Source organism: Streptomyces sp. NPDC033966, assembly GCF_055575955.1.
This window is the reverse complement of sequence record NZ_JBVIRQ010000002.1, coordinates 526,062-539,007: the sequence shown is the minus strand read 5'-3', so window position 1 is coordinate 539,007 and position 12,946 is coordinate 526,062. Positions and strand designations below refer to the sequence as shown.

Below are 12,946 nucleotides of genomic sequence, written 5' to 3'. Positions count from 1 at the left end.
TGTGGTGTGTGCGTGGCGCAGACGCGCGCCCGGAGCGGTCGGCTCCGGGCGCGCGGAATCCCCTGGTGCGTCATATGCCCTGTGCAAGCGGCCTGTTGATGCTATCTCCAGGTGCTGGTGTTCACCTGTGGTTCGTTCGTCCGATTTCCGGAGGGGGTGGGCGGGCCCGGGGCGGGGCAGGAGCCCGCGCGGAGGGGATGGCGTGGACGAGGGTTCCCAAGGGGGCAAGCGACCGCTTAGTATGCCGCCGAGCGTGGTCCCTCGACGGCGGCTGGAGGCCCCGGATGCAGGCATGGCGAGTACACACGACCGGCGAACCCCGCGAGGCCATGCGCCTCGAAGAGGTCCCCGAACCGGTGCCCGGCGAGGGCGAGGTGAAACTCCGCGTGCTCGCGGCGAACGTCAACTTCCCCGACGCGCTCCTCGTCCGCGGCCAGTACCAGATCCGCCCGCCCCTGCCCTTCACCCCGGGCGTCGAGATCTGCGGCCTGACCGAGGACGGCCGGCGCGTCATCGCCAACCCGAGCCTGCCCCACGGCGGATTCGCCGAGTACGTCACCGCCCCGGCCCGCGCCCTGCTCCCCGCCCCCGACACCCTGGACGACGCCGAGGCCGCCGCCCTGCACATCGGCTACCAGACCGGCTGGTTCGGCCTCCACCGCAGGGCCCGCCTCCAGCGCGGCGAGACCCTGCTCGTGCACGCCGCCGCCGGCGGGGTCGGCAGCGCCGCCGTCCAGCTCGGCAAGGCCGCCGGAGCCACCGTCATCGGGGTCGTCGGCGGCAAGGCCAAGGCCCGCACCGCCGAGGAACTCGGCTGCGACCTCGTCATCGACCGCACCACCGAGGACGTCGTCACCCGCGTCAAGGAGTTCACCGGCGGACACGGCGCCGACGTCGCCTACGATCCCGTCGGCGGCGACGCCTACACCGCTTCCGCCAAGTGCGCGGCCTTCGAGGGCCGCATCGTCGTCGTCGGCTTCGCCGGCGGCACGATCCCCGCCCCCGCCCTCAACCACGCCCTCGTCAAGAACTACGCCGTCCTCGGCCTGCACTGGGGCCTGTACGCCGCCAAGGACCCCGCCGCCGTCCTCGCCTGCCACACCGAACTCACCCGCCTCGCCGCCGAAGGCGCCGTCAAACCCCTCGTCAGCGAACGCGTCCCGCTCACCGGGGCCGCCGACGCCGTCCAGCGCCTCGCCGACGGCACCACCACCGGCCGGCTGGTCGTCGTACCGTCCCAGGACCCGGGAGCCGCCCGATGACCACCGACGCCGAGGACCTCCTCGCCCGCACCCGCGCCCTCCTCGCCGCCCACCCGCCCGCAGACACCGCCCCCGCCGACTTCCTGCGCGCCCGCTTCGACGCCGGACTCGCCTGGGTCCACTACCCCGAGGGACTCGGCGGACTGGGCGCGCCCCGCACCCTCCAGGCCGCCGTGGACGCCGAACTGGAGGCCGCCGGAGCCCCCGGCAACGACCCCCGCCGGATCGGCATCGGCCTCGGCATGGCCGCGCCCACGATCCTCGCCTACGGCACCGAGGAGCAGAAGGCCCGCTTCCTGCGCCCCCTCTGGCTGGGGGAGGAGGTCTGGTGCCAGCTCTTCAGCGAACCCGGGGCCGGCTCCGACCTCGCCGCCCTCGGCACCCGCGCCGTCCTCGACGAGGCGGCCGGCGAATGGGTGGTCGACGGCCAGAAGGTGTGGACCTCCAGCGCCCACACCGCCCGCTGGGCCATCCTCCTCGCCCGCACCGACCCCGACCTCCCCAAGCACCAGGGCATCACCTACTTCCTGTGCGACATGCACGCCCCCGGCGTCGAGGTCCGCCCGCTGCGCCAGATCACCGGCGAGGCCGAGTTCAACGAGGTCTTCCTCACCGGCGTCCGCATCCCCGACACCCACCGCCTCGGCGCCGTCGGCCAGGGCTGGGCCGTCGCCCGCACCACCCTGATGAACGAACGCGTCTCCATCGGCGGCATGCGGATCCCGCGCGAAGGCGGCATGATCGCCCCCGTCGCGGCGGCCTGGCGCGAACGCCCCGCCCTGCGCACGCACGCCCTGCACCAGCGGCTGCTCGAACTGTGGGTGGAGTCCGAAGTGGCCCGCCTCACCGGCGAACGGCTGCGCCAGCAGCTCGCCGCCGGCCAGCCCGGCCCGGAGGGCAGCGGCATGAAGCTCACCTTCGCCCGCCTCAACCAGGAGATCAGCGGCCTGGAGGTGGAACTCCTCGGCGAGGAGGGCCTCCTGTACGAGGACTGGACCATGCGCCGCCCCGAGATCGTCGACTTCACCGGCCGCGACGCCGGTTACCGCTACCTGCGCGCCAAGGGCAACAGCATCGAGGGCGGCACCAGCGAGATCCTCCTCAACATCGTCGCCGAACGCGTCCTCGGCCTGCCCGCCGAACCGCGCGACGACAAGGACACCGCCTGGAAGGACCTCTCCCGATGACGACGCAGTCCGCACCGGCGCCGCAGCCCGGCCCGGCGGCCTCCAGCGCCCCCTACGACCTGCTCTACTCGCAGACCGAGGAGGAGCTGCGCGCCGCCGTACGCTCCCTGCTCGCCGACCGCTGCGCCCCCGCCGGCGTCCTCGCCCGGGCCGAGACCGGCCGGCCCCACGACCCCGCGCTGTGGCGCACCCTCGCCGCCGGCATCGGCGCCGCCGGGCTGCTCGTCCCCGAGAAGCTCGGCGGAGCGGGCGCGAGCCACCGCGAGGCCGCCGTCGTCCTGGAGGAGCTGGGCCGGGCCGTCGCACCGGTGCCGTACCTGACGGGCTCCGTCCTCGCGACCGAGATCCTGCTCGCCGTCGCCTGCGACAACGCCGAAGCCGCCGCCCTGGTCGGGGAGGCCGCGTCCGGCCGGCTGGTCTGCGTCCCCGCCCTCCCCCTCACCCTGGCCCCCGGCGCGCCCCTGCCGGCGCCGGTCCACGACAGCGGTGCCGGGGCGCTGAGCGGCACCGTCACCTCCGTCGCGGACGCGGTGGCCGCGGACGTGCTGCTGGTCCTGGCCGACACCGGGCTCTACGCCGTCCCCGCGGACCGCGCCGCCCTCACCCCCCGGGTCCCCCTGGACCTGACCCGGCCGCTCGCCGACGTCACCCTCGACGGCACCGCCGCCACCCGCCTCGCGGACCCCGCCAGCGCGCGGGCGGCCGTCGCCGGAGCCCTGCTGTCCGGCGCCGGACTGCTGGCCTCGGAACAGCTCGGGCTCGCCGAGTGGTGCCTGACCGAGACCGTCGCGCACGTACGGGGCCGCCACCAGTTCAACCGCCCCGTCGGCTCCTTCCAGGCCCTCAAGCACCGCCTCGCACGGCTGTGGCTGGACGTGGCCTCCGCCCGGGCGGCCGCCCGCGCCGCCGCCGACGCGCTGGCCACCGGCGCCCCGGACGCCCCGCTCACGGTCGCCGTCGCCCAGGCGTACTGCTCCGGGGTCGCCGTCCGCGCGGCCGAGGAGTGCGTCCAGCTCCACGGCGGCATCGGCATGACCTGGGAACACCCCGCGCACCTCTACCTCAAGCGCGCCAAGGCGGACTCCCTCGCCCTGGGCACCGCCGGCCACCACCGCGGCCTGGTGGCCGACTTCGCGGAACTCCCGGCGCCCTGACCCGACGGGCGGGGGCGCCTCCACCCGGCGCCCCCGCCTCGGCGCCCCCGCCCCGACGCCCCGCCCCGGATCCGGTGCGCCGCCGGCCGGTTCCTATCCTCACCGCATGACGACAACGATCAGCCGGATCACCGCCGCCGCCCTCAGCGCCCACCGCGGCGAACTCGCCTCCCTGCTCGTCGACATCGTCGACGGCGGGGCCTCCCTCGGCTTCCTGGCCGGCCTGGACCACGAGGACGCTGCCGCCTGGTGGGACACCCTGCTGCCCGCCGTCGAGGAGGGCTCCCTCGCGCTCTGGGCCGCCCGCGGCGCGGACGGCCGCCTGGAGGGCACCGTCAGCTGGTACCGGGAGTCCAAGCCCAACGGCCGCCACCGCGCCGAGCTGCGCAAGCTCATGGTCCACCCCGCCGCCCGGGGCCGCGGCACCGCCCGCGCGCTGCTGGCCGAGGCCGAACGCGAAGCCACCCTCGCCGGGATCGTCCTGCTCTTCCTCGACACCGAGACCGGCAGCGGCGCCGAGCACGTCTACCGCTCCGCCGGCTGGACCGAGGCGGGCACCATCCCCGACTACGCCACCGACCCGGCCGGCGAGCTGCGCCCGACCACCCTCTTCTACAAGCACCCGAAGCACGCCGGCCACCCCGAGCACCCCGGCCACCCCGGCCACCCCGAGACACCTGTCACCCCCAGAGCACCGGGTGACAGGTGACCTCCGACGGCCGCTCCTCGTTGGACCGGTGGACGCCGACCGCCGAGCGAGGGAGAACGTATGTACGCAGCACCCGCCGCCCCACTGACCCGCCGCGCGGTCCTGCGTACGGCCTTCGGCGCGGCCGTGGCGGGCGGCGTGGCCGCGGCCCTGGCGCCCGTGCTGCGCGCCCGGGGCCCCCGCCAGACCCTCACCCCGGCCCCGCTCGCCGAGGAGACGTACCGGGGCCGCCACATCAGTGTCGACCTGGCCTCCGCGCAGGTCCGCATCGACGGCCGGCCCCTGCACGTCATGCGCCGTGCCGACGGGAGCTACCTCAGCGGGGTCAACCACTTCCAGTCCTACGAGACCCCGCTGGAGCTCGCCCGCGCGGCCGTCGACGAACTCGGCACCAGCCAGCTGGCCCTCGCGGCACCCCACCACGGCTGACGGACGGGAACGGGAGGAGCCCCGCGTTGTACACGAGGCAGAACCAGAAGAACCTGACCAGCGCCCAGAAGAAGCGGTTCACGGCCGCCCTGCTGGAACTCAAGCGCAACGGCACCTACGACGAGTTCGTCCGCACCCACGGCACCTACTTCGTGCCCGACCGGGAGCGGAAGCGGCGCGTCGGGCACATGTCCCCGTCGTTCTTCCCCTGGCACCGCCGCTACCTGCTGGAGTTCGAGCAGCGGCTCAGGGCCGTCGACCCGCGGGTCTCCATCCCGTACTGGGACTGGACCACCGACAGCAGCCCCGCCTCGTCCCTCTGGGCCGAGGACTTCCTCGGCGGCACCGGCCGGGAGGGGGACCGCCAGGTGACCACGGGCCCCTTCGCCTACGAGCGGGGCAACTGGACCATCACCGTCGGGGTCAGCGAGGCCCGCTTCCTGACCCGCAACCTCGGCCGGCCGGCCAACCCGATCTCCCTGCCGACCGCCGCCGAACTCCAATGGGCCATCGACGACCCCGTCTACGACTCCGCGCCCTGGGACTCCACCGCCCGCGAGGGCGGTTTCCGCAACAAGCTGGAGGGCTGGGCCGCGCCCAGGAGCGAGCGCTGGCGCAACCACAACAAGGTCCACCAGTGGATCGGCGGCCACATGACCGGCGGCACCGCCCCCAACGACCCGGCCTTCTGGCTGCACCACGCCTTCGTGGACCTGCTGTGGGACCGCTGGCAGCAGCGCCACCCCGGCTCCGGCTACCTGCCGGCGGCCCCCCTGGAGCTGGGCGACCTCCAGCGCGGCCGGGTGATCTCCCTCGACGAGCCGATGCCCCCGTGGGACGTCACCCCGCGCGAGATGCTGGGACACCGGGGCGTCTACCGCTACGAGTGACCCCGGCGGCCCCCGTGTTCCACCGGGGGCCGCGCCCCCGCGAAGGCCCCCACGCACGCACGGAAAGGGCCCCCGCCGCACGGCGGGGGCCCTTCAGCCGGTCAGGCGGGCGAGATGATCACTCGCCGTAGCTGCCGCCCTCGGTGTGGTGCTTGTCGCCGCCACCGGAGGCGTTGACGCAGGTGTTGCCGAAGGCCGGGTTCAGCAGGGCGATCACGTTGACGGTGTTGCCGCAGACGTTGACCGGGATGTGGACCGGGACCTGCACCACGTTGCCGGACCCGACACCGGGGGAGCCGACCGCCGCACCGTGCGCTCCGGCATCGGCGACAGCCAGACCCGCACCCGCGGCCACGGCGGTGCCCGCCACAGCGGTGATGGCGAATGCCTTCGCGATACGCGACATCAAGATCTCCTCATGAGATGTGGGGCGCCGCATTCCTGCGGCGCGTGACATGGCGTACAACGCGGCGGGAGCCGAGTGGTCACGGTCCGTTCGGCTACCGGGTGACACGAAAACGGACAGAGCCGGAGTGCGACCGCACCGGAGTGACCGTTTCGCGGCCGTTTCCCGGCTGCTTCCCGGCCGCACAAGCGACACTCCCGGCCCGCCGCGATCCGTTCCGCGCGACCCGATCGTGCCTTGTCAGGCCGTGGACGCCTGTGCGACGGTGCCCGGGAGGACACCCCGGTGAGGAGAGCACGGATGAGCGCAGCGGGCGGCGGACGGCCCAGGGCCGGTACCGGACACGGCGTCGTGGAGGGCCGCTGGGAGGGTGACGGCATCGCCGTCTTCCGGGGGATCCCCTACGCCGCCGCGCCCGTCGGCGCCCGACGGTTCGACGCTCCCCGCCCCCCGGCCGCCTGGGACGGCGTACGCGACGCCGGGGCGTTCGGGCCCACCGCGCCCAAGGTGCCCTACCCGCCGGCCTTCGCCGCCCTGCTGCCCGATCCGAAGGTCCCCGGTGCGAACTGCCTGAACCTGAACGTCTGGACCCCGCACCCGGCTCCCGGGGCCGGCCTGCCCGTCATGGTGTGGCTGCACGGAGGCGCCCACACCCGGGGCTCCTCGGCGGTCCCCGTCTACGACGGCTCGGCGTTCGCCCGCGACGGGGTCGTGCTCGTCTCGGTCAACTTCCGGCTCGGCGTGCTCGGTTACGGGCTCTTCCCCGACGCGCCCGCCAATCGGGGCCTGCTCGACCAGATCGCCGCCCTCGCATGGGTGCGGGACAACATCGCGGCCTTCGGCGGCGACCCCGCCCGGGTCACCGTCTTCGGCGAGTCCGCCGGCGCCATCAGCGTCGGCGCCCTGCTCGGCGCACCCCGCGCCGAGGGCCTCTTCTCCCGGGCCGTCCTGCAGAGCGGTGCCCCCGAGGCGCTGCCGCGCGACGGGGTGCGGACCATGGTGCGGCGGATGGCCTCGCTCCTGAAGGTGCCGGCCACCGCGCGGGCCTTCGCGGGGGTGGGTCTGCCCGCGCTGCTCGCCGCCCAGGCGGCGGTGCTGCGGCGCTCCTCCCCGGTGCTCGGCGGTCCCGCCTTCGGGCTGGTCACCGACCCGGACTCGCTGCCCGCGGACCCGCTGGAGGCGGCCACCGCCTCCAAGGTGCCGCTGCTGCTGGGCTGGACCGCCGAGGAGCACCGGCTGTGGCTCGCGCCGACCGGGGGCGCGCGGCTGCTGGACCGTATCGGGCCGGCGGCCGTGGCCCTGGGCCGGCTGCGCGGCGGCAAGGACCGGGCGGCCGTACGGGCGCTGCGCGCCGCGCTGCCCGGTGCCTCCCCGGCCGACCTCGCCGGGCACCTGATCACCGACCGGCTGCTGCGCGACCCGCTGCGCAGGATCGCCGGGGCGCCGCGCCCGGCCCCGAGCCACCTCTACGAGTTCCGCTGGCCCAGCGGCGTACCGGGCCTGGGTGCCTGCCACGCCCTGGAACTGGGGTTCGTCTTCGACACCCTGGGGGTGCCGGAGTCCACCTGGCTGGCCGGCCCGGACGCCCCGCAGGCACTGGCCGACGAGATGCACGGAGCCTGGGTCCGCTTCGCCGCCACCGGGGATCCCGGCTGGGCGCCCTGGGACGGCAACGGCCCGCCGAAGTTCTTCGACGGGCCGGAGCCGGAGGCAGTGCGGGGCGCGGAGGCTGTTACTCCACTGGTCCTTCCATGACCTTGCTGATGAACTCCATCGGCCCCAGCCCCATGTTCGGGACGTAGGTCTTGGCGTTGTGCTGGCCGCCGGGGATCACCCTCAGGCTGGTGTGGATGGGGCCCTTGGTGTACGTCTGGACGAACTTCTGCACGTCCGGCAGCGTCTTCTTGTTGCTCTCGTTGTCGCCGACCTGGAAGGCCAGGTAGACGTCCGGGCCCTTCTTGTCGATGAGCTGCTTGGCGAGGAGCTCCGGGTTGTTCTCGGCCTTCTCCTTGTCGTAGCCCTTCCACAGGGAGGAGTCCGGGACGATGTCCGGGCCGGAGGCGATCACGGCCTTGAACTTGTCCGGGTGCTTCAGCACGGCCTTCAGGCCGGCGAAGCCGCCGGTGGAGGAGCCCATGAAGGCCCAGCCGTCACGGGACTTGACGGTGCGGAAGTTCTCCCGCATCAGGTCCGGGACGTCCTCGGTCAGCCAGGTGCCCATCTTGGGCTGGCCGGGGATGTCGGAGCCGTCCCAGTAGATGCCCTTGTCGTCCGGTCCCGGGTTGAGCACCGGCATGGCGAGGATGAAGGGCTTGCCCTTGCCCTCGTGGTACCACTTGCTGATGCTCGTCTGGAGGCCCAGGTCGGTGCCCATCCAGTAGTTGCCCGGGTAGCCGGCGCCGCCGGGCAGGGCGATCATGACCGGGAAGCCGCTCTTGGCGAACTTCGGGTCGTTGTACTCCTTGGGCGCCCACACCCAGACCTTGCCCGAGAAGCCGGACTTCTTGCCGGTGATGGTGGCCACGCCGATCTGCGTGCCGTCGCTCAGGGTCGAGGTGTTCTTGAAGTCGGTCTTCGGGCCGGTGGGCATCGACATCTTCGAGTTGGGCGCCTGCTTGGCCGGCGCGCCGTTCTTGTCGCCGGTGGACCCGCCGAAGGAGACGTCCTTGCCCTTGTCGGTGAAGGGGGGTATCTCGAAGTAGGCCATCGTGCCCGCCGCGATGCCGCCGAGGGCCAGGACCGCGACGCCCGCGACGATCCAGCGCTTCACCTTGGACTTGCGGCGCGGCTCCTCACCGTAGGGCGGCTCGGAGTAGCCGAACTGCGGCTGCTCGTACGGGGGCTGGCCGGGGCCCGGCTGGTACCCCTGGCCGGGACGCTGCTGCTCGAAGCGGGGCGGCTCGTAGTCCGGGCGCTCGTAGCGGGGCTGGGCCTGCGTGGGCTCGTCGAAGCCGCCGGAGCGGTACTGGTCCTGGCCCTGCGGCGGTCGGGGCGGCTGCGGCCGGCCCTGCGGCGGGCCGCCGTACGGGCCGGCTCCCTGCGGGGCGCGGCCGGCCGGCTGCTGGGGCCGGCCGCCCTGGGGCGCGTACTGCGGCGGGCCCTGCTGTCGGCCTTGCTGCCGGCCGGGCTGCTGCCCGTCCGGCCGGTGCGGCGGCTGGTCCTGGCCGTCGGGTTCGTACGACATCTGCGGTGGCTCTCCGGCTGTTGCTGCCCCGTCTGGGGATGGTGTGCTTCCGTTCGAATGATGAACGAAAGCGCTGCTGGGTTCCTCATTTTTACTTCTCTTGGGATTCCGTGGGGAAGGTCATTACCCGTCACCCACGGTGCCCCCGGTGTTCCCTTCCCGTTATCCAAGCATCCCTGGCTCATGCACATGCCGGTGGGTATGGTGCGTCCGCGCCGCCGCCCGAGACCCCCGCACCATCCCCCACGCCCGGAGGTATGTCCCCGTGTTTGGCATGACCATTTCACGACCTCGCCGCAAGACCGCCCTCGCCGCCGCCTTCGGCGCCACCGCCGCCGGAGCCGCCCTCTGGGCCGGCATCGGCACGGCCCAGCCCGCGCACGCCGCAGGCCTCCCCGCCCCCGACCACACCGTCGTCGTGGTGTTCGAGAACCACGCCTACAACCAGGTCATCGGCAGCTCCAGCGCCCCCTACATCAACTCCCTGAAGGCCGGGGGCGCCAACCTCACCAACTCCTACGGCATCACCCACCCCAGCCAGCCCAACTACCTCCAGCTGTTCTCCGGCTCCAACCAGGGCGTCACCGGCGACAGCTGCTACACCCCCGGCTTCAGCTCCGCCCCCAACCTCGCCTCCGAGCTGATAGCCGCCGGCAAGAGCTGGGGCAGCTACAACGAGGGCCTGCCCAGCCAGGGCTCCACCACCTGCTCCAGCGGCAAGTACGCCCGCAAGCACAACCCCTGGTTCGCCTTCTCCAACGTGCCCACCAGCACGGCGAAGACGATGGCGCAGTTCCCCACCGACTTCACCACCCTCCCCAAGGTGTCCTTCGTCGTCCCCGACCTGTGCAACGACATGCACGACTGCTCGGTCGGCACCGGCGACACCTGGCTCAAGAACAAGCTCAAGTCCTACGCGGACTGGGCCAAGACCCACAACAGCCTCCTCGTCGTCACCTTCGACGAGGACAACCGGCTCGCCGGCAACAAGATCCCGACCGTGCTCTACGGCCAGCCCGTCACCCCCGGCTCCACCTCCGCCACCACCTACAACCACTACGACATGCTGCGGACCCTGGAGGGCCTGGCCGGGCTGACCACCCACGCCGGGAACGCCGCCACCGCCAAGGACATCACGGGGATCTGGACCTCCTGACCATGTACGTCGCGGACAGTCGCGGTACCCCCGCGCCCGCCGTGGCCCCCGAGACGCAGGCCGCCGCCCCGGGCACTCCCCCAGCTACCGCTGGGGGGACCCCCACCCCGGGGCGGCGCGCCGCCCTCGCCCCCACGGTCCTCGCCCTCGGCACGGTCTCCCTGATCACCGACGTCTCCTCCGAGATGGTCACGGCCGTGCTCCCGCTCTACCTCGTCGCCGGACTCGGACTCAGCCCCCTCGGCTTCGGCCTGCTCGACGGCCTCTACAACGGCGTCAGCGCCCTGGTCCGGCTCACCGGCGGCCACCTCGGCGACCGCCTCGGCCGCCACAAGGCCCTCGCCGGGATCGGCTACGGCCTCTCCGCCCTGTGCAAGCCGCTGCTGCTGCTCGCCCACACCCTGCCCGCCATCGGCGCAGTCCTCGCCCTCGACCGCACCGGCAAGGGACTGCGCACCGCCCCCCGCGACGCGCTGATCTCCCTGGCCGCCGACCCCGCCGAACGCGGCCGGGCCTTCGGCGTCCACCGCGCCATGGACACCGCCGGCGCACTGATCGGACCGGTCCTCGCCTTCCTGATCCTGCGCGGCGCCGCCGACGGCTATGACGCCGTCTTCACCGTCAGCGCCTGCGTGGCCGCGCTCGGTGTCCTGGTGCTCGTGCTCTTCGTACCCGGCCGCCGCACCATTCCCGCCGCCGGCGCCGCCCCCGTGTCCCTGCGCGGCGCCCTCGGCCTGCTCCGCGTCCGCGACCTGCGCCGGACCGGCCTGTGCGCCCTGCTGCTGGGCCTGTGCACCGTCAGCGACGCCTTCGTCTTCCTGCTGCTGCAACGGGCCGCCGGGATCGCCGACCGCTGGTTCGCGCTCCTCCCGCTGGGAACCGCCGCCGCCTTCTTCCTGCTGGCCCTGCCACTGGGCCGGCTCGCCGACCGCGTCGGCCGCCGCGCCGTCTTCCTCGGCGGCCACCTCGCGCTGCTCGCCGTGTACGCCCTGCTGCTCACCGGCGCGCAGCACCCGGCGCTGCCGTACGCGGTGCTCCTGCTGCACGGCGGTTTCTACGCCGCGACCGACGGCGTGCTCATGGCCGAGGCCGCCGGAGCCGTCCCCGAGGAGCACCGGGGCAGCGGGCTCGCCCTCGTCCAGACCGGCCAGGCCCTCGCCCGGTTCGCGGCCTCCCTCGGCTTCGGCGCCGCCTGGACCCTCTGGGGCGCCCGGCCCGCCCTCGCCGCGGCCGCCGTCCTGCTCGCGGCGGCCCTCGCCGGATGCCTGTGGCTGCGGCCCGCCGCCGCCCCCTAGGGGGTGTCCGCGAAGTGGCGCCTGTCCCGCGACGCCCGGCACGCGCTCTCGCCGCACCGGGCGAAATCCCGAGTACGTCCAGTACGAGGGCTTCCGCCCGGCACGCCGAGAGCACGCACCGGACACCGCGGGACCCGCCCTCCGGGCGGACGGCGCCACTTCGCGGACACCCCCTAGGCCTGATCCCCCTTCCCCGAAAGGCCCCCATGACCCTCCAGCGCCGGATCCTGATCCTGGTCACCTCCGTCCTGCTGCTCGCCGCGGTCGGGGTGTTCGCCGTCGTGCGGGCCTCCTCGCGCGCCGCCGAGAAGGACCAGGCCCGCGCCGGAGGGCCGCAGGTCACCCGGGGGGAGGTCTCCCTGGCCCCGGGCGGCGGCAGCCGGATGGTCTTCCGGAACATGGCCTGGGGCCCGCACCGCGACGAGCTCGCCACCGTCCCGGACGGCGCACCCGCGGGTCCCCGTACCGCCTCCGGCGTCAGCTGCCTGCGCTTCCACGCCGCGGCCGGCACCGGGATCTGCCTCCAGGCCGACAAGGGAGGCGTGCAGGAGAGCTACCGGGCCGTGGTCCTCGACGCCGGGCTCAAGGAGGTGTCGGCGCACCCGCTCGCAGGGATCCCCACCCGCGCCCGGGTCTCGCCCGGCGGGCACCTCGCCGCGTGGACCGTCTTCGTCGGCGGGGACTCGTACGCCGGCACGGACTTCTCCACCCGCACCTCGCTCCTCGACCTGCGCACCGGGAAGCTCGACGCCTCCCTGGAGGACTTCACGGTCCTCAAGGACGGCAAGGAGTACCGCAACGCCGACGTGAACTTCTGGGGCGTGACGTTCACCGCCGACGAGAAGGCCTTCTACGCGACCCTCGCCACCGGCGGCAAGACCTACCTGGTCCGCGGCGACCTGGCCGCGCGGACGGTCACCACGCTCCGCGAGAACCTGGAGTGCCCCTCGCTGTCCCCCGACGGGACGCGGCTGGTGTTCAAGAAGCGGGTGGCCGGCCTGCCCGCCGAGGCGCCGTGGCGGCTGTACGTGCTGGACCTGGCCTCGATGCGGGAGACCCCGCTCGCCGAGGAACGCAGCGTGGACGACCAGGTGGTGTGGCGTGACGACCGGACCCTCGTCTACTCCCTGCCGGGCGACTTCGGAGCCGACCTCTACACCCTGCCCGCCGACGGCGGCGGCGCCCCCGCCCGGCTGGCGGACTCGGCCCTCGCCCCGGCCTTCCTCGGCTGAATCACCGGGGGAGGGGCGGGACGAGGGCCGGGACGCGGGCGC

Annotated in this window: 12 protein-coding genes; 10 read left to right on the top strand and 2 right to left on the bottom strand. The window is 74.0% G+C overall.

Features of this window, described 5'->3' with window-relative positions:
* Nucleotides 1-284: 284 nt before the first annotated feature.
* The 6 genes from ACZ518_RS07895 (at nt 285) to ACZ518_RS07870 (ending at nt 5,631) form a co-directional block, all read left to right on the top strand.
* Nucleotides 285-1,262 (top strand): NADPH:quinone oxidoreductase family protein, encoded by a 978-nt coding sequence (locus ACZ518_RS07895; protein WP_469112133.1) that lies wholly within the window; start codon nt 285-287, stop codon nt 1,260-1,262.
* Nucleotides 1,259-2,449, top strand: coding sequence for an acyl-CoA dehydrogenase family protein (locus tag ACZ518_RS07890; RefSeq protein WP_469112132.1), 1,191 nt, complete (start codon nt 1,259-1,261; stop codon nt 2,447-2,449). The genes ACZ518_RS07895 and ACZ518_RS07890 overlap by 4 nt, the downstream gene beginning before the upstream one ends.
* Complete coding sequence (locus ACZ518_RS07885) at nt 2,446-3,603, top strand: acyl-CoA dehydrogenase family protein (RefSeq protein ID WP_469112131.1); 1,158 nt, start codon at nt 2,446-2,448, stop codon at nt 3,601-3,603. Before ACZ518_RS07890 ends, ACZ518_RS07885 begins: the two co-directional genes overlap by 4 nt.
* Before the next feature lie 106 nt (nt 3,604-3,709).
* Entirely contained in the window at nt 3,710-4,312 is a 603-nt protein-coding gene (locus ACZ518_RS07880) for a GNAT family N-acetyltransferase (RefSeq protein ID WP_469112130.1), read from the top strand.
* A gap of 60 nt (nt 4,313-4,372) precedes the next feature.
* Nucleotides 4,373-4,741, top strand: a complete 369-nt coding sequence (locus tag ACZ518_RS07875) for a tyrosinase family oxidase copper chaperone (RefSeq protein ID WP_469112129.1) — start codon at nt 4,373-4,375, stop codon at nt 4,739-4,741.
* A gap of 26 nt (nt 4,742-4,767) precedes the next feature.
* Entirely contained in the window at nt 4,768-5,631 is an 864-nt protein-coding gene (locus tag ACZ518_RS07870; RefSeq protein WP_469112128.1) for a tyrosinase family protein, read from the top strand.
* A 118-nt stretch (nt 5,632-5,749) separates the two neighbouring features.
* Here ACZ518_RS07870 and ACZ518_RS07865 read toward each other — a convergent pair whose 3' ends face one another.
* Nucleotides 5,750-6,037 (bottom strand): chaplin, encoded by a 288-nt coding sequence (locus ACZ518_RS07865; protein ID WP_125603764.1) that lies wholly within the window; start codon nt 6,035-6,037, stop codon nt 5,750-5,752.
* A 300-nt stretch (nt 6,038-6,337) separates the two neighbouring features.
* Here ACZ518_RS07865 and ACZ518_RS07860 point away from each other — a divergent pair, with 300 nt between their 5' ends.
* Nucleotides 6,338-7,792, top strand: a complete 1,455-nt coding sequence (locus ACZ518_RS07860) for a carboxylesterase/lipase family protein (RefSeq protein WP_469112127.1) — start codon at nt 6,338-6,340, stop codon at nt 7,790-7,792.
* Here the strand turns inward: ACZ518_RS07860 and ACZ518_RS07855 are convergent.
* The gene (locus ACZ518_RS07855; RefSeq protein ID WP_469112126.1) at nt 7,770-9,221 is read right to left on the bottom strand and encodes an alpha/beta hydrolase; all 1,452 of its coding nucleotides are present in this window, start codon (nt 9,219-9,221) and stop codon (nt 7,770-7,772) included. The two genes, ACZ518_RS07860 and ACZ518_RS07855, sit on opposite strands and share 23 nt — an antisense overlap.
* A 274-nt stretch (nt 9,222-9,495) precedes the next feature.
* Between ACZ518_RS07855 and ACZ518_RS07850 the strand changes: the two genes are divergently transcribed.
* The 3 genes from ACZ518_RS07850 (at nt 9,496) to ACZ518_RS07840 (ending at nt 12,904) form a co-directional block, all read left to right on the top strand.
* On the top strand, nt 9,496-10,377 hold the full coding sequence (locus ACZ518_RS07850) for an alkaline phosphatase family protein (RefSeq protein ID WP_469112125.1): 882 nt from the start codon (nt 9,496-9,498) through the stop codon (nt 10,375-10,377).
* Nucleotides 10,378-10,379: 2 nt separating this feature from the next.
* Complete coding sequence (locus ACZ518_RS07845) at nt 10,380-11,672, top strand: MFS transporter (RefSeq protein WP_469112124.1); 1,293 nt, start codon at nt 10,380-10,382, stop codon at nt 11,670-11,672.
* Nucleotides 11,673-11,878: 206 nt separating this feature from the next.
* Nucleotides 11,879-12,904 carry a TolB family protein gene (locus tag ACZ518_RS07840; protein ID WP_469112123.1) on the top strand — a complete coding sequence of 342 codons (1,026 nt, stop codon included), beginning with the start codon at nt 11,879-11,881 and terminating at the stop codon, nt 12,902-12,904.
* Nucleotides 12,905-12,946: the final 42 nt, after the last annotated feature.